Origin of the sequence: Jeotgalibaca dankookensis (assembly GCF_002005405.1) — a bacterium.
Taxonomy (GTDB): Bacteria; Bacillota; Bacilli; order Lactobacillales; family Aerococcaceae; genus Jeotgalibaca; species Jeotgalibaca dankookensis.
Genome location: NZ_CP019728.1, coordinates 972032 through 990730, shown reverse-complemented (window position 1 = coordinate 990730; position 18699 = coordinate 972032). Strand labels below are relative to the sequence as shown.

The window sequence follows — 18699 nt, the reverse complement described above, 5'->3', positions numbered from 1 at the left end:
ACGAACCAAACGTGCAGGGCATCCTTCGGGATGCACAATTAGTCGACAGGTAACTGTCGCAACACAAGTAAGTCAGCAACAAATGAGCAATTAAACGTATCATTATGGATCTCTGTACAAGAATCCATTATTAATGAGAGTTTGATCCTGGCTCAGGACGAACGCTGGCGGCGTGCCTAATACATGCAAGTCGAACGAACGGAAGAAGAGCTTGCTCTTTGGAAGTGAGTGGCGGACGGGTGAGTAACACGTGGGTAACCTGCCCTTCAGTGGGGGATAACATCCGGAAACGGGTGCTAATACCGCATAGGTTCTTTTTCCACATGGAAAGAGAAGGAAAGACGGCCTTTGTGCTGTCGCTGAGGGATGGACCCGCGGCGTATTAGTTAGTTGGTGGGGTAAAGGCCTACCAAGACCATGATACGTAGCCGACCTGAGAGGGTGATCGGCCACATTGGGACTGAGACACGGCCCAAACTCCTACGGGAGGCAGCAGTAGGGAATCTTCCGCAATGGACGCAAGTCTGACGGAGCAACGCCGCGTGAGTGAAGAAGGTTTTCGGATCGTAAAACTCTGTTGTCGGAGAAGAACACGTAAGCGAGTAACTGCGCTTACCATGACGGTACCCGACCAGAAAGCCACGGCTAACTACGTGCCAGCAGCCGCGGTAATACGTAGGTGGCAAGCGTTGTCCGGATTTATTGGGCGTAAAGCGAGCGCAGGCGGTTCTTTAAGTCTGATGTGAAAGCCCACGGCTCAACCGTGGAAGGTCATTGGAAACTGGGGAACTTGAATGCAGAAGAGGAGAGTGGAATTCCATGTGTAGCGGTGAAATGCGTAGATATATGGAGGAACACCAGTGGCGAAGGCGACTCTCTGGTCTGTTATTGACGCTGAGGCTCGAAAGCGTGGGGAGCAAACAGGATTAGATACCCTGGTAGTCCACGCCGTAAACGATGAGTGCTAAGTGTTGGAGGGCTTCCACCCTTCAGTGCTGCAGTTAACGCATTAAGCACTCCGCCTGGGGAGTACGGCCGCAAGGCTGAAACTCAAAGGAATTGACGGGGACCCGCACAAGCGGTGGAGCATGTGGTTTAATTCGAAGCAACGCGAAGAACCTTACCAGGTCTTGACATCCCTTGACACGCCTAGAGATAGGCCGTTCCCTTCGGGGACAAGGTGACAGGTGGTGCATGGTTGTCGTCAGCTCGTGTCGTGAGATGTTGGGTTAAGTCCCGTAACGAGCGCAACCCTTATTGTTAGTTGCCAGCATTTAGTTGGGCACTCTAATGAGACTGCCGGTGATAAACCGGAGGAAGGTGGGGATGACGTCAAATCATCATGCCCCTTATGACCTGGGCTACACACGTGCTACAATGGATGGTACAACGAGCCGCTAACCCGCGAGGGCATGCGAATCTCTTAAAGCCATTCTCAGTTCGGATTGCAGGCTGCAACTCGCCTGCATGAAGCCGGAATCGCTAGTAATCGCGGATCAGAACGCCGCGGTGAATACGTTCCCGGGTCTTGTACACACCGCCCGTCACACCACGAGAGTTTGTAACACCCGAAGTCGGTGGGGTAACCCTTAGGGGAACCAGCCGCCTAAGGTGGGACGGATGATTGGGGTGAAGTCGTAACAAGGTAGCCGTATCGGAAGGTGCGGCTGGATCACCTCCTTTCTAAGGAAAAATCGGAACCTGCCGGTTCGTTCATTCTTGTTCAGTTTTGAGAGGTCAACTCTCATTTTACACTTGTTCCTTGAAAACTGAATACCATAACATGAAAGTAACAAAGAAAGACCAAAACATTTATACCGCGTTCATAGAGGATTATTCCCTATGATGGCCAGCAATGGCCGAAACTTGACTCAGGTTAAGTGAATAAGGGCGCACGGTGGATGCCTTGGCACTAGGAGCCGATGAAGGACGGGACTAACACCGATATGCTCCGGGGAGCTGTAAGTAAGCTGTGATCCGGAGATTTCCGAATGGGGGAACCCCATATCTGTTATAGGATATGACGTAGACGTGAATACATAGCGTGTACGAGGTAGACGCAGGGAACTGAAACATCTCATTACCTGCAGGAAGAGAAAGAAAAATCGATTCCCTGAGTAGCGGCGAGCGAAACGGGAAAAGCCCAAACCAAAGAGCTTGCTCTTTGGGGTTGTAGGACTGGGACATGTGGGATGGCGTGAGATAGCAGAAGCCAACTGGAAAGTTGCGCGATAAAGGGTAAAAGCCCCGTATGCGAAATTGACCGTCACCCTACCAGTATCCTGAGTACGGCGGAACACGCGAAATTCCGTCGGAATCCGGGAGGACCATCTCCCAAGGCTAAATACTCCCTAGTGACCGATAGTGAACCAGTACCGTGAGGGAAAGGTGAAAAGCACCCCGGAAGGGGAGTGAAAGAGTACCTGAAACCGTGTGCTTACAAGTAGTCAGAGCCCGTTAATGGGTGATGGCGTACCTTTTGTAGAATGGACCGGCGAGTTACGATCCCATGCGAGGTTAAGCTGAAAAGGCGGAGCCGTAGCGAAAGCGAGTCTGAATAGGGCGAAGAAGTATGTGGTCGTAGACCCGAAACCAGGTGATCTACCCATGTCCAGGTTGAAGGTGCGGTAATACGCACTGGAGGACCGAACCCACGTATGTTGAAAAATGCGGGGATGAGGTGTGGGTAGCGGAGAAATTCCAATCGAACCTGGAGATAGCTGGTTCTCTCCGAAATAGCTTTAGGGCTAGCCTCGGACGTATAAATCATGGAGGTAGAGCACTGTTTGGACTAGGGGCCCTTCTCGGGTTACCGAATTCAGATAAACTCCGAATGCCATTGATTTAAGTCCGGGAGTCAGACTGCGAGTGATAAGATCCGTAGTCGAAAGGGAAACAGCCCAGACCACCAGCTAAGGTCCCAAAGTATCTGTTAAGTGGAAAAGGATGTGGGGTTGCATAGACAACTAGGATGTTGGCTCAGAAGCAGCCATCATTTAAAGAGTGCGTAATAGCTCACTAGTCGAGTGACCCTGCGCCGAAAATTTACCGGGGCTAAACAGATCACCGAAGCTGTGGACAGAACCATTGGTTCTGTGGTAGGAGAGCGTTCTAAGGGCGTTGAAGCTGGACCGTGAGGACTGGTGGAGCGCTTAGAAGTGAGAATGCCGGTATGAGTAGCGAAAGACGGGTGAGAATCCCGTCCACCGTATGACTAAGGTTTCCTGGGGAAGGCTCGTCCTCCCAGGGTTAGTCGGGACCTAAGCCGAGGCCGATAGGCGTAGGCGATGGACAACAGGTTGATATTCCTGTACCAGTTGATTTTGTTTGACCAATGGAGGGACGCAGGAGGCTAAGGAAAGCGTGCGATCGGAAGAGCACGCCCAAGCAACACGTCTAGTGGTGAGTCAAATGCTTACCGCTGCGAAGGACAAGTTGTGATGGGGAGGGAAATCAAGTACCGAAGTTCCCAATGTCACACTGCCAAGAAAAGCTTCTAGTTAGAAATCAACTGCCCGTACCGCAAACCGACACAGGTAGTCGAGGAGAGCATCCTAAGGTGAGCGAGCGAACTCTCGTTAAGGAACTCGGCAAAATGACCCCGTAACTTCGGGAGAAGGGGTGCTGACCATATGGTCAGCCGCAGTGAATAGGCCCAAGCGACTGTTTATCAAAAACACAGGTCTCTGCTAAATCGAAAGATGACGTATAGGGGCTGACGCCTGCCCGGTGCTGGAAGGTTAAGAGGAGAGGTTAGCCGCAAGGCGACGCTTTGAATTGAAGCCCCAGTAAACGGCGGCCGTAACTATAACGGTCCTAAGGTAGCGAAATTCCTTGTCGGGTAAGTTCCGACCCGCACGAAAGGCGTAACGATTTGGGCACTGTCTCAACGAGAGACTCGGTGAAATTATAGTACCAGTGAAGATGCTGGTTACCCGCGACAGGACGGAAAGACCCCATGGAGCTTTACTGCAAGTTGATATTGATTGTTTCTGCTACACGTACAGGATAGGTAGGAGCCGTAGAAGTCGGGACGCTAGTTTCGATGGAGGCATCATTGGGATACTACCCTTGTAGCAGGACCAGTCTAACCCGCCACCCTAATCGGGTGGGGAGACAGTGTCAGTTGGGCAGTTTGACTGGGGCGGTCGCCTCCTAAAGAGTAACGGAGGCGCCCAAAGGTTCCCTCAGAATGGTTGGAAATCATTCGTAGAGTGCAAAGGCAGAAGGGAGCTTGACTGCGAGACAGACAAGTCGAGCAGGGACGAAAGTCGGGCTTAGTGATCCGGTGGTACCGCATGGAAGGGCCATCGCTCAACGGATAAAAGCTACCCTGGGGATAACAGGCTTATCTCCCCCAAGAGTTCACATCGACGGGGAGGTTTGGCACCTCGATGTCGGCTCGTCGCATCCTGGGGCTGTAGTCGGTCCCAAGGGTTGGGCTGTTCGCCCATTAAAGCGGCACGCGAGCTGGGTTCAGAACGTCGTGAGACAGTTCGGTCCCTATCCGTCGCGGGCGTTGGAAATTTGAGAGGAGCTGTCCTTAGTACGAGAGGACCGGGATGGACACACCTCTGGTGTACCAGTTGTTCTGCCAAGAGCATCGCTGGGTAGCTATGTGTGGAAGGGATAAACGCTGAAAGCATCTAAGCGTGAAGCCCCCCTCGAGATGAGATTTCCCATCATCTAGAATGAGTAAGACCCCTGAGAGACGATCAGGTAGATAGGCTAGGAGTGGAAGTACAGCGATGTATGGAGCGGACTAGTACTAATCGGTCGAGGACTTAACCACGAATAAAACAAGGTGGTTGTAATGGCTTTGGTCAGCTGTTCATTGTGTTATGGATTCAGTTTTGAGGGAACGCAATGTTTCTTCAATTAAATAAAAAATGTGCGGTGACAAGGGCAAGAAGGTCACACCTGTTCCCATCCCGAACACAGAAGTTAAGCTTCTTAGCGCCGATTGTAGTGAAGGGTTTCCCTTTGTGAGAGTAGGACGTTGCCGCGCATTTTCTTTTTTTGGAGGTTTAGCTCAGCTGGGAGAGCGTCTGCCTTACAAGCAGAATGTCGGCGGTTCGATCCCGTCAACCTCCATTGTTATATTTTAAATTATAGAAATATGACAGTATTAAGTCATTGAGTCATTAGCTCAGTTGGTAGAGCATCTGACTTTTAATCAGAGGGTCGCAGGTTCGAATCCTGCATGACTCATATCTATTGTAATTTATTAGAGTAGATAACGCGGGTGTGGCGGAATTGGCAGACGCACTAGATTTAGGATCTAGCGCCGCAAGGCGTGGGGGTTCAAGTCCCTTCACCCGCACTTTTTGCCGGCTTAGCTCAGTTGGTAGAGCATCTGATTTGTAATCAGAGGGTCGAGGGTTCAACTCCTTTAGCCGGCACTTTGCGGAAGTAGTTCAGTGGTAGAACATCACCTTGCCAAGGTGGGGGTCGCGGGTTCGAACCCCGTCTTCCGCTTTTGAAATTTTGCAGCCATAGCTCAATTGGATAGAGTACCTGACTACGAATCAGGCGGTTGTAGGTTCGACTCCTACTGGCTGCATTTTTATAATCGGGAAGTAGCTCAGCTTGGTAGAGCACTTGGTTTGGGACCAAGGGGTCGCAGGTTCGAATCCTGTCTTCCCGATATTTATGGGGGCTTAGCTCAGCTGGGAGAGCGCCTGCCTTGCACGCAGGAGGTCAGCGGTTCGATCCCGCTAGTCTCCATTTTTATTTTTCCTTATTGGCGGTGTAGCTCAGCTGGCTAGAGCGTCCGGTTCATACCCGGGAGGTCGGGGGTTCGATCCCCTTCGCCGCTATTTGAATATTATTATCGCGGGGTAGAGCAGTTGGCAGCTCGTCGGGCTCATAACCCGGAGGTCACAGGTTCGAGTCCTGTCCCCGCAATTGCCTTTAGGCATATTTTAAAGATAGAGTGTAATTATAATGGTTCCGTGGTGTAGGGGTTAACATGCCTGCCTGTCACGCAGGAGATCGCGGGTTCAAATCCCGTCGGGACCGCCACGCGGGTGTAGTTTAGTGGTAAAACCCCAGCCTTCCAAGCTGACGTCGGGAGTTCGATTCTCCTCACCCGCTCTTTTTTAATGGGCCTATAGCTCAGCTGGTTAGAGCGCACGCCTGATAAGCGTGAGGTCGATGGTTCGAGTCCATTTAGGCCCATTGTGTTTTTAAGGGGAAGTACTCAAGTGGCTGAAGAGGCGCCCCTGCTAAGGGTGTAGGTCGCTAACGCGGCGCGAGGGTTCAAATCCCTCCTTCTCCGTATTTGTTTTTTATTCTGGCCCGTTGGTCAAGCGGTTAAGACACCGCCCTTTCACGGCGGTAACACGGGTTCGAGTCCCGTACGGGTCATAGTATAACTTATTGATTATACTTAAAGTCATATAATTGTTGTGGAGGATTACCCAAGTCTGGCTGAAGGGAACGGTCTTGAAAACCGTCAGGTGTGTAAAAGCACGCAAGAGTTCGAATCTCTTATCCTCCTTATATTGTTTGATAGACAATATGTCAGTATCTTTTATTTTATTATCGCGGGGTAGAGCAGTTGGCAGCTCGTCGGGCTCATAATCCGGAGGTCACAGGTTCGAGTCCTGTCCCCGCAATCTTTAGTAGGCTTGGTAGCTCAGTTGGTAGAGCACTTGATTGAAGCTCAAGGTGTCGGCGGTTCGATTCCGTCCCAAGCCATTTTGATAATTAATATTAGTCTGCGGGTGTAGTTTAGTGGTAAAACCCCAGCCTTCCAAGCTGACGTCGGGAGTTCGATTCTCCTCACCCGCTTTTCTATAAGACATCATGGATGTCTTTTTTTCTTTGAAAAAATGGCTCTTTGTCAAGAAGTGTTGATAGTGTATTTTTCCGATTGAATGAAGTTTAAAATTCACAATCTATGAAGCAGTAGCTGGGAACCGAACGGTTCCTAAGCTGTTGTTTTTATTTCTAGCAATTTATATTCTATAAAGATGCGGTTACGGAAATTAGAAAAGTTACGATAACCATAGGCTGTCCGCTTAATAACCTTGATTTTGTTATTGATTCCTTCCACTAAGCCGTTCGAGTAATCATAGTTCAGTGCGTTGATAATTGCTTTTTCGGATTGACGGAATGTCTTCAAAGCCTGGTCCATTTTGACCGTCAGCCCCTGTTGTTTTTCATGAACGAAAGAGCTGAACAGCTTTGGTTTCCGGTGATTAACCGTGAAGATGATGGTTTGGTAGGCGTTATAATTAAGGCGCAACCCCTCGTCCAAAGAGAGGAGATAGTCAATGATTCCCCTCTCCGTCACGAGACCCTTAAAAAGCCGGTGATAACGGTATTCGGTGCTATTCAATGTCTCTTCCTTTTTCAGGATTAATTTCCAGTATTTTTTCAGCTTCCTGTAATCTCGATTAGCCTTTAAGTCTTTCGATTTCTTCAGGGTATTCATAAAACTGACACGTGCCATATTGAGAGCTCGGTTCACCTGTGTGACAATGTGAAAACGATCAATGATCAACTCTGCCTGAGGAAAGAGGGCCTGAAACAGTTTTTGATAAGGACCGTAAAGGTCTACTACCACCGTCTTGACCTTCGCTCGTTGTTCTTGTGGAAAACGCATAAAGTAATCCATGATTGATTTGTTACGGCGATCTTCAAGAATATCAAAAATTTTCTTGTTGTCGGAATCACAAATAATCAGGCTCATTGCCCCCTCAGCGCTTTTTACGCTCTTAAATTCATCAATCGCCAAGTTCTCAGGAAGATGGGTATAGACTTGGCGGAATGTATCATAAAAATCTCCAAAAACCCTTTTGACGGTGTTATTGGAAACACGGTGTTCAAGCGCAAGATCCTTTTCAGATATGTTCCTCGTCCCTTGGACGGCGATAGAACGCTTCACATCATTCGTGATATGGCAACGTTTTTTTACGATACACGTTTCCGCAATAAACGTTTGACCACATTCCCGGCATAAGAATCGTTGTTTCTTCAGTTCCAAGTAGGTGGGACATCCCGCCATATCGAGGAGTAGAGGATGAGTCAGTTTTGTCCCATTTTTGACTATCGATCCCTCATTTACGCAGCCGCAGCACTTACAAGCCTCTGGTGTATAGGTCAGCTTGGCGGAGATGATTTTGCAATGCAGGCCATTTCTAACTTCTTCCTTCAGCCAATCCTTATCCATCACTTTAATATTTTTATCTTTTATTCCCAGCAGATTTAATATAGAATGTTTATGAGACAAATGAATTTCCTCCCTAAAATAAAGACTCGATACCTTCATTTTAACGGAAAAATTCATTTGTCTCTTTGTGTTTTCACAAAAGGGCCATGGGCCCATCAACACTTAATATTCTAGAACCGAAAAAATACCAGCCATTTTGTTTCCTTAACAAAGGATCACAAAATGGCTGGTATTTTTAGTAAAATTGCATATAATAATATAGTTGTAAAAAGGAAAATAGTTAAAAAACTATACGGATGATTAATGAACGCTTTTTTCCTAAGTAAAACTGCTAGTATAGATGCTATAATAGGTAGAATAAAAGCAATCGAATAGATGAGTGATAACTTTATGAAACTAAAATATAACAAAACTGCTATAACTCCTGTTAAATAGCTCAAGGTTATTATGTTGGTAAAGTAGTTAATTACTACTTTTTGAAACCAATTATTTTTTTCTTGGAAAATATTTTTCTGACTATATAAGAGGAAAGGTATAAAAAAGAAAAAGAGTGGGAATAGTGCCAGTAAAATTTTTCCTTCTAAATAGCCAGTCTGAACATAGTAAGCAAGTATATTTATGATAATAACTTTAAAAAATAATTGTAAAAGTGGATAAAAAATTGTTTGTTCCATTTTTATTTTTGGGTGAAGAGAGCTTAGTATAAACACTATATAGAGTATTAATAAGCTGGTACTAAGCCAGTTTACAAAAATAAAGAAAAGTAAAAGCACTGTCACCATACTAATCCAAAAGAATTGTTTCAAAAAAGCAGGGGGATCGAAATCCGCATTAAGTTTTTTAATCAAGGTAACTTCTAATAAGTTGCTTAGTAAAACAAATAAATAAAGTAATATAAAAGGAAAAATTTGGATTGCATCTTGATCAATTCCCAAGATAGTTCCAAAAGTGATTAGAGCGAGTGATAAGATAGTAAAAAAAAGAGCAGGGTGGTTTATTTTTTTTCTGATTTTTAATAAGATACTCTTCATGCTACACTTCCTTACCAGATTTATACCTGTACAAGTCATCATAAAAAATTGCTAGAGAATTGTCAAGGTAATCAGCGATTCTGTCTTGCATTTTCTACTTGAAAAGCGTATAGTATAACTATTGCAATTTTAAAGGCCGAGAGCAATATCCCGATAGGATCCAGTAAAAGGAGAGCCTTGTAACCAAAAAAATGGGGGAATATAAATGGTAGAAAAAAGATTATTTACATCAGAGTCAGTAACAGAAGGACATCCAGATAAAATCGCTGATCAAATTAGTGATGCAATTTTAGATAAGTTATTATCTATGGATCCACAAGCACGCGTTGCGTGTGAAACAGTTGTGACAACTGGACTTGTTTTTGTATTTGGTGAAGTGACCACAACCGCTTATGCGAATATCCAGCAAGTTGTCCGTGATACTGTAACCGAAATTGGTTATACACGCGGTAAGTATGGCTTTGACGCTGAAAATCTAGCGGTAATGGTCGCACTAGATGAACAGTCTGACGACATTGCTGTAGGTGTCAATCATTCATTAGAAACAAGAGATGACGAAACTGTTTTACAAACAGATGAAAAAACAATTGGTGCAGGTGACCAAGGACTTATGTTCGGTTTTGCTATTAATGAAACCGAAGAACTTATGCCACTCCCAATCAGTTTGAGTCACAAATTGACAAGACGTTTAGCTGAAGTTAGAAAAAATGGCACGATGGACTACTTACGCCCAGACGGCAAAGCACAGGTAACAGTTGAATATGACGAAAATGATAAGCCATTTCGTGTCGACACCGTCGTTTTGAGTACACAACATGACGAGTTAGTCACTTACGAAACACTCAAATACGATGCTATGGAAAAAATTATCCAAGCAGTCATTCCAGCAAATCTATTGGACAGTGAAACCAAATACTATATTAATCCAACTGGTCGTTTTGTAACTGGAGGTCCAAAAGGAGATTCTGGTTTAACTGGTCGTAAAATAATTGTGGATACCTATGGAGGCTATGCACGCCATGGCGGTGGGGCTTTTTCAGGTAAGGATGCCACAAAGGTGGATCGTTCTGCAAGTTATGCAGCACGTTATATTGCTAAAAATATTGTAGCAGCAGGTATTGCAACTAAGTGTGAAATCCAGCTAGCTTATGCTATTGGTGTTGCTGAACCAGTTTCTATTTCTGTCGATACCTTTGAAACAAGTGAAATCTCAGAAGAAAGATTGATTGCTGCAATTCGCAAGCTATTCTCTTTAACACCAGCGGGCATTATTAAAATGTTGGATTTACGTCGCCCCATCTACCAAAAGACAGCAGCTTATGGTCATTTTGGTCGTAATGATGAAGAGTTTACATGGGAAGTAACAGACAAAATTGACGTTCTGAAACAAGAACTTGGATTAGCATAGAAAGAAGCATCCTTTTTTAAATAGGGTGCTTCTTTTTACGTTTTTCAATTGCAATAACGAAGGGTGGGTGGTTCTGTTGATTAATAAATTGGTATGAAAGAACGGTATAGTCCGTTTGATTTAGGCCACTAACGTAGTTTAAGAGCATCTCTTTCTCTTTTAGGCCATTTGGATGCCCACTATATACAACCAGTACCATTAGACTACCAACGCGTAATAAAGGCAACAAATGCTTTATACTGGTTAAAGTCGACTGGTAGGTCGTTGTAATCGATTTGTCTCCACCCGGTAGATAACCAAGATTATAGATAACACCTCCAATGGCTTTGTTTTCTGGAATAAAGGTATGTGCATGTTCATGGCTCGTTTGATGCAATTCTAAACGCTCACTTAAACCTGTTAGTAGAAATTTTTCTTTTGTTTGCTTTATCGCTTGTTCTTGGATATCAAATCCGATTACTTTACCTGAAGGACCAACTAAACTTGCTAATAGTAGCGAGTCGTTGCCTTTTCCGACGGTAGCATCAATCACTATATCTCCTGGTACAACTGTTTTTTTTAGTAAAGAATGACTAAAATCGATGGCTTTTTCTAGCACGAATCTTCCTCCTTAAATATTACAAAACAATGACAATTATAACAGTTTTCAAAAGTCATGCTTTTATTCACTTAGAACTATTATAATGGAAAAGTATAAAAAATATCAGTTAGGTGGGATTGTTAACTTGAAAATATCAAAAAACCAGTTAGATATTATTAAAAAAAGGAAAATGAAGGTTGTTTCTCTGGTGGGCGTTTCTGTTCTTGTCTCAACTATAGTCGCCTCGGTACCAGAAGTAGCGGCGAGTAGCCAGTTTCCATCTCCGCTGAAGGTGAGTACGGTTCATCCTTTTTTAGATTCGATTACTTCGCCTGCAACTGAAATTGCAGCAGAGAATGATTTATATGCTTCGGTTATGATGGCACAGGCGATTCTTGAAAGTGGTTGGGGGCAAAGTAGTTTAGCATCTGAACCAAATTATAATCTCTTTGGTATCAAAGGTAATTATAACGGAGAAACGGCTATCATGCCGACTTTAGAAGATAGTGGTAATCAAAATTATTACCAAATTGAAGCTGGATTTAGAAAATACCCATCTTATTCTGAGTCCTTAGAAGATTATGCCCAAGTTTTAAAAAATGGCACAAGCTGGGATCCAAATTATTATAGCGGTGCTTGGAAAAGTAATACTGAAACTTACCAAGATGCAACACAATATCTGACTGGTCGTTATGCAACCGACAGTGCTTATGATGTTAAATTAAATCAAATTATTGAAACAAATGAGTTAGACATTTACGATAGCGTCGAAGAAGAGCAAGCAATCCCCTCAGTACCAGAATCAGATGTTTTAGTACAAATTTCAGATACCTATCAAGTCAAAGAAAATGATTCCCTTTGGGCCATTAGCCAAGAATATAGTGTTTCTATTGAACAAATTAAAAATTGGAACGGATTAGATAACGATATTATCTACCCTGGTCAATTACTTACATTGGCTTCCACAGAAGTAAGCAATCAAATAGAAAATAACTCCGTAGAGGAGGGTGCTTCAAATCCGGTTGTTTCTCCGGAAAGCACATATACGGTTGTGAGTGGTGACACTTTATATAGCCTTGCTGAAGGGTTTGGTATGTCTTTATCTCAGTTAGAAGAAATTAATCAATTAGACTCAGACCTTATTTACCCAGGACAAGTCTTATTTATTAAAGAAGCAGTCAGCGTTGAAGAACCACCTGCTAAACCAACTGTTCCCGATGAACTCGTTGAGATGGGTCAGACCTACACCATTCAAAGCGGTGATACTTTATATAGCCTTGCTGCGCGATTTGGAATATCATTATCAGATTTAAAAATAGCTAATGAGTTAACGACTGATTTTATCGTTCCAGGGCAAACCTTATTAATTAGCCAGTCAAACAGGACTGAAGAATCCCTTGTGAATGATGCTGTACAAGAAACCTTCTCCTATGTCGTTACAAGTGGAGATACACTGTACTCGATTGCACGAAAAAATAATGTTTCTTTAACGCAGTTAATTGAATGGAATGATGTAACGAGTAACCTGATTTATCCAGGCCAAAACTTACGCATTAAATAACCTTATTTGAAAATAATGAATGAAACTGCTATAATTACAAAGTAATAAAGACTTTGACTAGGACTAGTAAACAATTGATTCCCCAAGAGAGTGCATGGTCGGTGAAAATGCATGGATGACATTTTTGAACTCACCTCAGTAGTCGCTATACTGAATTAAAAGTAAGTAAAGCCGTGTCGCTACGTTATAGGCATGATAAGTTTAAATATAGGTGGTACCACGAAATGTTCGTCCTATAGACTCTCCAAGGGGGGGAGCCTATAGGTTTTTTTGTTTACACAAATAAAAAATTTTAAAGGAGATTAAAAAATGGCTTATGATCATCAAGCAATTGAAAAAAAATGGCAGAAATATTGGAGTGACAACGAAACATTTAAAACAGAATCTCATTCTGATAAGCCGAAGTACTATATTTTAGATATGTTCCCCTACCCATCAGGACAAGGATTGCATGTTGGACATCCTTCAGGTTATACAGCAACCGATATTTTAGCACGCATGAAACGATCTCAGGGATTTAACGTTCTTCATCCAATAGGATGGGATGCGTTTGGATTACCAGCAGAACAATATGCACTTGATACCGGAAATGATCCAGCAGAGTTTACAGCCCATAATATCCAAACCTTTAAACGCCAAATTCAGTCCCTTGGCTTTAGTTATGATTGGTCTCGAGAAATTAATACGACGGATCCTCATTACTACAAATGGACTCAATGGATTTTTACTAAACTTTTTGAAAAAGGTTTAGCTTACGAGGCAGAAGTCTCTGTAAACTGGTGTCCAGAACTAGGAACCGTATTGGCAAATGAAGAAATTGTTGATGGTGTTAGCGAACGTGGTGGCTATCCAGTATATCGCAAACCTATGCGGCAATGGATGTTAAAAATCACCGCATATGCAGATCGTTTGTTAGATGATTTGGAATTAGTAGACTGGCCAGAAAGCATTAAGGATATGCAACGTAATTGGATTGGTCGTTCAGAAGGTTCAAATGTAACGTTTAAAATCAAAAATACAGATAAATCCTTCCAAGTCTTTACAACACGCCCAGATACCTTGTTTGGTGCTACATATGCTGTTATGGCTCCGGAATTACCATTGGTACAAGAAATTGTCAGTGATGAACAACGTGAAAAAGTCCAAGATTACATTGATTCAATTGCTACTAAGAGTGATTTAGAGCGGACAGAGCTAGCCAAAGAAAAGACGGGTGTCTTTACCGGTGCTTATGCTATTAACCCTGTAAATGGGAAAGAATTTCCAATTTGGATATCTGATTACGTTCTTTCAACTTATGGAACCGGTGCTATTATGGCTGTTCCCGCTCACGATCAACGAGACTATGAATTTGCAAAACAATTTGGTCTAGAAATTATACCGGTTCTTGAAGGAGGCGACGTTTCGAAAGAAGCGTTTGTCGGTAATGGTCCACATATCAATTCTGATTTTTTGGATGGAATGGATAAAGAAACAGCTATTAAGACTATGAATGAATGGTTGGTTGAAAATGGAGTCGGGGAAGCGGTCGTATCTTACCGTCTACGTGATTGGTTATTCGCGCGCCAACGCTATTGGGGAGAACCAATTCCAGTGATTCACTGGGAAGATGGCACGACAACTACGCTTCCGGAAGAAGAACTGCCACTTTTACTACCTAAAACCGATAAAATCAAACCAAGTGGTACCGGAGAGTCACCACTCGCGAACATAGAAGAGTGGGTGAATGTAACGGATCCCAAAACCGGTATGAAAGGACGTCGTGATACCAATACTATGCCTCAGTGGGCCGGTAGCTCTTGGTATTACCTACGTTTCATGGACCCAAGTAACGATTCTGCATTAGCTGGAGAAGAAGCATTGGATTACTGGCAAAATGTTGATTTGTATATTGGGGGAGCAGAACACGCAGTTCTTCACTTGCTTTACGCGCGTTTCTGGCATAAATTCCTTTACGACCTTGGCATTGTTAAAACAAAAGAACCATTCCAAAAATTATTTAACCAAGGAATGATCTTAGGAACAAATAATGAAAAAATGTCAAAATCGAAAGGGAATGTAGTAAACCCAGATGATATTGTAACATCACACGGGGCAGATACCTTACGCTTATATGAGATGTTTATGGGGCCACTAGATGCAAGTACTGCTTGGAGTGAAAATGGAATTGAAGCTAGCCGTCGTTTCCTTGACCGGGTGTGGCGTCTTATGATTGATGAGAATGGTAAGGTTCGCGACCGCATAACCAATGTTAATCCTGGTAATTTAGACAAACTCTATCACCAAACAGTTAAAAAAGTTACAGAAGACTACGAGCAATTACATTTTAATACGGCTATTTCACAAATGATGATTTTTGTAAATGAAGCTAATAAAGCGGAGGCGCTACCTATTCAATACATGGAAGGCTTCCTTCAATTACTAGCTCCTATTGCGCCACATATAGCAGAAGAACTTTGGAAAAAATTAGGGCATACCGCTAGCATCGGAACTATCGCTTGGCCTACATATGATGAAAGTCTTTTGCAGGAAGATGAAGTGGAAGTAATCTTTCAAGTAAATGGGAAAGTACGTGCACGTAAAAAAGTTGCCATCAATGCTACAAAAGAAGAACTAACTGAAATGGCAATGGCAGATGATAAAATACAAGCAATGATTACTGATAAAACAATTCGCAAAGTCATTGCAGTCCCTGGTAAACTCGTAAATATCGTCGCAAATTAACCCAAAATAACAAGGAGTAGGATATGCTTTCCTACTCCTTGTTATTTTAATATTGAAGAACTTGTCCAACACGAATCAAATTAGGATTAGCTATATTGTTCTTACGGACTAGATTTTCTACGCTCGTTCCTAGTTTATTGGCAATCGCATACAAGGTATCTCCGGATTTAACTGTGTAGGTACGTGTTATTGGTGCACTACTTGTTCCCGGTATTTTGATTATTTGTCCAACGCGAATGAGGTTTGGATTAGTAATCTTGTTAGCATTAGCAAGTTGGGTAACCGTTACTCCATAGCGAACTGCAATGGCATATAGGGTATCACCAGCTTTTACAGTATAAGTAGTTGAAGGAAGACTTGGAGTGGCAGGGGGAGTTGGTGTGCTCGTACCGCCTGGAATCGTAAGTGTTTGTCCAACGCGAATGAGGTTTGGATTGGTAATCTTGTTAGCATTAGCAAGTTGGGTAACTGTTACACCATAGCGAAGCGCAATTGCATATAGGGTGTCACCAGCTTTAACGGTGTAGGTATTTCCAACTCCTGGTGGTGATTGGATACCTAACAGTTGTGATACGGTCACAAACTTGTATCCTTTATTTTTCAATTGGGGAATAAGTGTCTTTAATGCTTGCAAGGTTCCCGTAGCACCATATCCGGTATGCATTAATAGAATGGTACCGGGTTGTAGGTTATTCATGACCCGATTTTGAATGGTTGTCGCACTGTTACCCGTCCAGTCTAGAGAATCAATGGTCCAGTGGAATGTGTAGGTATAACCAGCGTCACCAACAATTTTTAAAACACTCGCATTGGTTGCTCCGTAAGGTGCTCTGAAATAAGGTTTAGTAGTTTGGCCTGTTAAACTTTTTATAATAGTTTCTGTTTGTGAAAGTTGAGAAAGTATTTCCGTTTTTGAAATGGTAGTAAAATCGGGGTGGTCATAGGAATGGTTGCCGATGTCGTGTCCAGCAAAAACAGCTTTTTTAACATGCTGCGGATGCGCGCTAGCTCCAGAACCAGTTAAGAAGAAGGTGGCTTTAATACCATGCTGGGATAAGATATCTAGAATAGATCCAAAGTTTGTCCCGTCAGAACCATCATCAAAGGTCAAGGCAATGATTTTCTCATTTGTATTTCCTTGGATAATGAATTGTGAGGAGGCTGCTTGCACAATAGGACTTAGATAAAGGAAAAAGGTCAGGAATGAGAAAATAGTAACGAAAAACTTCAAGCTACGCTTAATCATGTCAGTCCCTCTTTTCTATTTGAACTAATACCCGCGTCAAGACTAAGAAAAGAACAACAAATCTTTCCTCACTTTTATTATACATCTTATTTGGTAGTTATTAAACACATTTTTTAATTGTGTTGTTTACCAATCTTTAATGATTCTTAACTGCAATTCGTTGGAATTGTAATTTGAAAACACTGTGTTGTCTGGTAAAATGATATGAATCCATAAAAAAATAAAAATTGAGGGTTGTAAAATGCCAAAAGATGAAATAATACAGCAAAAAAAAGCTTTAGAGACAACACAAGTAGAACTACCTAGCGATAAAGAGCCAAGAAATAACAATGATGACGGCGATAAGATGGTTCAAGGAACTTTCTGGATGACTTTTGGAAGTATTTTTTCGCGGTTACTAGGAGCCCTTTATATTATTCCTTGGACTGCTATGATGGGCGCAAGCTCAGATATGGGGAATGCATTATTCGCAATTGGCTACACACCATACCAACTTTTTTTAGCAATTGGTATTGCTGGTTTTCCATCAGCTATGTCGAAACAAATCGCCCAGTATAATGCAAAAGGTGAATATGGAAAGGGACAGGAGCTTTTTAAAAAGAGCACATTATTAATGGTAATAACCGGCCTTATCAGTGCCATTATTATGTTTGCACTCGCTCCGATAATTGGTGCGAGAAGTCCAGGTGTTTCTGTTGAAGCCAATGCACTGGTTATCCGATCGTTGGCGCCTGCTTTGTTGATTGTTCCAGTTATGAGTTTAATTCGTGGGTATTTCCAAGGTTATCAAAATATGGTGCCTTCAGCGATTACGCAAGTTGTGGAACAACTTGTTCGGGTTGCTTACATCCTTTTAGCAACCTTTATTGTGATGCAAGTATTAAACGGTCAATTTCCAACTGCAGTTGCGCACTCTACTTTTGCAGCTTTTGTTGGTGCTGCTGCTTCTTTAGTAGTCTTAATGTGGTATTATCGCAAACATATGCAAAAATATGGAGAGATGATTGCGGCGGATACCTCTGGTGATAATGTGAATGTTAAAGACGCTATTAAAGAAATGGTGCGTGAATCAATTCCTTTCATTATTATCGGATCTGGTATCACATTTGCGAAACTAATTGATCAATTTACCTTTGAACCCATTATGTTGCAGACAACAAATTATAATAAAGAAATTATTAGTACCTTATACGGTTTGTTTAGTTTCAATGCCGATAAACTCATTATGATTATTATATCCCTAGCAGTAGGAATGGCAGCAACATCCATCCCACTTCTAGTAGAAAATTATGTGAAAGGAAATAAACGTGCGTTAGGTAATCAAATTCGCCAAATCTTTGAGCTGTTTTCGTTTGTGATGTTCCCGGCTGCATTCGGAATGATGGTTGTATCACGTCCTATCTATAACGTCTTCTATGCGATATCTGACGTGTCGCCAATTGGCGTTCGCATGTTATCAATTGCATCTATGATGGCGATTATTTTAGGAGCTTTCACAATTGTGTCTTCCATTTTACAGTCTTTTGGAAAGCACACAGAAGCCATTATTTACCTCCTTATAGGCCTAGGTGTAAAATTGATTATACAATACCCTCTACTCGCTATATTTGGCTCAGCAGGTGCTCTATATGCCACAAGCATCGGTTTTATTGTAACAGCGGTCTTATCTTTTATTAAAGTATATCGGTTAGTTCCTTTTAACGTAAGAGAAACAAGTAAAACCATTGGTTTAATAAGTTTAGCTACTGGTTATATGTATATCATTTCGCATGTAACAAATCGTCTTTTACAAGTATTTATCACTCCCGATCGTAAAATATTTGCATTACTTCTAGTTCTCATTATCGCAGCTGTTGGCGGAGCGGTTTATATCTATCTCGTTCTTAAGTTAAGAATTGCAGATAAAGTCTTGGGAGAACGTGTCGGTTCCTTACGAGAGAAATTCAAAATAAAGTAAAAGGTGGTTCTTA

8 protein-coding genes, 19 tRNA genes, 3 rRNA genes and 1 other annotated feature are annotated in these 18699 nt (G+C 42.7%); of the genes, 26 read left to right on the top strand and 4 right to left on the bottom strand.

Annotation, left to right across the window (positions count from 1 at the left end; translation table 11 throughout):
* Positions 1–129: 129 nt before the first annotated feature.
* From BW727_RS04905 to BW727_RS04800, 22 genes are all read left to right on the top strand, one after another.
* Positions 130–1683: ribosomal RNA gene (locus BW727_RS04905) — 16S ribosomal RNA — on the top strand.
* Between the two features lie 191 nt (positions 1684–1874).
* A 23S ribosomal RNA gene (locus BW727_RS04900) occupies positions 1875–4792 on the top strand.
* Between the two features lie 100 nt (positions 4793–4892).
* Positions 4893–5008: ribosomal RNA gene (gene rrf, locus BW727_RS04895) — 5S ribosomal RNA — on the top strand.
* Together the 16S, 23S and 5S rRNA genes with 19 tRNA genes alongside form the textbook arrangement of a ribosomal RNA operon.
* A 13-nt stretch (positions 5009–5021) precedes the next feature.
* Positions 5022–5094, top strand: a tRNA-Val gene (locus BW727_RS04890).
* Between the two features lie 44 nt (positions 5095–5138).
* Positions 5139–5211 (top strand) — tRNA-Lys (locus BW727_RS04885).
* 30 nt (positions 5212–5241) lie between these two features.
* Positions 5242–5323, top strand: a tRNA-Leu gene (locus BW727_RS04880).
* Between the two features lie 6 nt (positions 5324–5329).
* Positions 5330–5402 (top strand) — tRNA-Thr (locus BW727_RS04875).
* A gap of 4 nt (positions 5403–5406) precedes the next feature.
* A tRNA-Gly gene (locus BW727_RS04870) sits at positions 5407–5478 on the top strand.
* 11 nt (positions 5479–5489) lie between these two features.
* Positions 5490–5563: transfer RNA gene (locus BW727_RS04865), tRNA-Arg, on the top strand.
* 10 nt (positions 5564–5573) lie between these two features.
* Positions 5574–5647, top strand: a tRNA-Pro gene (locus tag BW727_RS04860).
* Between the two features lie 7 nt (positions 5648–5654).
* Positions 5655–5727 (top strand) — tRNA-Ala (locus tag BW727_RS04855).
* An 18-nt stretch (positions 5728–5745) separates the two neighbouring features.
* Positions 5746–5819, top strand: a tRNA-Met gene (locus BW727_RS04850).
* A gap of 15 nt (positions 5820–5834) precedes the next feature.
* Positions 5835–5907, top strand: a tRNA-Met gene (locus BW727_RS04845).
* 41 nt (positions 5908–5948) lie between these two features.
* Positions 5949–6024 (top strand) — tRNA-Asp (locus tag BW727_RS04840).
* A gap of 1 nt (position 6025) precedes the next feature.
* Positions 6026–6096: transfer RNA gene (locus BW727_RS04835), tRNA-Gly, on the top strand.
* Positions 6097–6106: 10 nt separating this feature from the next.
* Positions 6107–6180: transfer RNA gene (locus BW727_RS04830), tRNA-Ile, on the top strand.
* A 12-nt stretch (positions 6181–6192) separates the two neighbouring features.
* Positions 6193–6280, top strand: a tRNA-Ser gene (locus BW727_RS04825).
* A 17-nt stretch (positions 6281–6297) separates the two neighbouring features.
* Positions 6298–6369 (top strand) — tRNA-Glu (locus BW727_RS04820).
* A 43-nt stretch (positions 6370–6412) separates the two neighbouring features.
* Positions 6413–6502 (top strand) — tRNA-Ser (locus BW727_RS04815).
* Between the two features lie 45 nt (positions 6503–6547).
* Positions 6548–6620: transfer RNA gene (locus tag BW727_RS04810), tRNA-Met, on the top strand.
* A gap of 9 nt (positions 6621–6629) precedes the next feature.
* Positions 6630–6702, top strand: a tRNA-Phe gene (locus tag BW727_RS04805).
* Positions 6703–6724: 22 nt separating this feature from the next.
* Positions 6725–6795 (top strand) — tRNA-Gly (locus tag BW727_RS04800).
* A 139-nt stretch (positions 6796–6934) separates the two neighbouring features.
* On the opposite strand, the gene BW727_RS04795 is transcribed toward BW727_RS04800, so the two are convergent.
* Together BW727_RS04795 and BW727_RS04790 are read right to left on the bottom strand one after the other, a co-directional pair.
* Positions 6935–8179 (bottom strand): ISL3 family transposase, encoded by a 1245-nt coding sequence (locus BW727_RS04795; RefSeq protein ID WP_472382584.1) that lies wholly within the window; start codon positions 8177–8179, stop codon positions 6935–6937.
* Positions 8180–8394: 215 nt separating this feature from the next.
* On the bottom strand, positions 8395–9210 hold the full coding sequence (locus tag BW727_RS04790) for a hypothetical protein (RefSeq protein WP_062471915.1): 816 nt from the start codon (positions 9208–9210) through the stop codon (positions 8395–8397).
* A 205-nt stretch (positions 9211–9415) separates the two neighbouring features.
* Between BW727_RS04790 and metK the strand changes: the two genes are divergently transcribed.
* Positions 9416–10618, top strand: coding sequence for a methionine adenosyltransferase (gene metK, locus BW727_RS04785; RefSeq protein ID WP_062471912.1), 1203 nt, complete (start codon positions 9416–9418; stop codon positions 10616–10618).
* 16 nt (positions 10619–10634) lie between these two features.
* Here metK and mnmM read toward each other — a convergent pair whose 3' ends face one another.
* The gene (mnmM, locus tag BW727_RS04780) at positions 10635–11216 is read right to left on the bottom strand and encodes a tRNA 5-(aminomethyl)-2-thiouridylate-methyltransferase MnmM (protein ID WP_062471910.1); all 582 of its coding nucleotides are present in this window, start codon (positions 11214–11216) and stop codon (positions 10635–10637) included.
* A gap of 85 nt (positions 11217–11301) precedes the next feature.
* Here mnmM and BW727_RS04775 point away from each other — a divergent pair, with 85 nt between their 5' ends.
* Both BW727_RS04775 and leuS read left to right on the top strand, forming a co-directional pair.
* Entirely contained in the window at positions 11302–12759 is a 1458-nt protein-coding gene (locus BW727_RS04775; protein ID WP_062471907.1) for a LysM peptidoglycan-binding domain-containing protein, read from the top strand.
* Positions 12760–12803: 44 nt separating this feature from the next.
* Positions 12804–12998, top strand: a binding site (T-box leader).
* A 70-nt stretch (positions 12999–13068) separates the two neighbouring features.
* Entirely contained in the window at positions 13069–15483 is a 2415-nt protein-coding gene (leuS, locus tag BW727_RS04770) for a leucine--tRNA ligase (protein WP_062471904.1), read from the top strand.
* 46 nt (positions 15484–15529) lie between these two features.
* Here the strand turns inward: leuS and BW727_RS04765 are convergent, their stop codons facing one another.
* The gene (locus BW727_RS04765; RefSeq protein WP_062471902.1) at positions 15530–16729 is read right to left on the bottom strand and encodes a LysM peptidoglycan-binding domain-containing protein; all 1200 of its coding nucleotides are present in this window, start codon (positions 16727–16729) and stop codon (positions 15530–15532) included.
* 241 nt (positions 16730–16970) lie between these two features.
* On the opposite strand from BW727_RS04765, the gene BW727_RS04760 reads away from it, so the two are divergent.
* Positions 16971–18686: a putative polysaccharide biosynthesis protein gene (locus BW727_RS04760; protein ID WP_062471899.1), complete on the top strand. Its 1716-nt coding sequence runs from the start codon at positions 16971–16973 to the stop codon at positions 18684–18686.
* Positions 18687–18699: the final 13 nt, after the last annotated feature.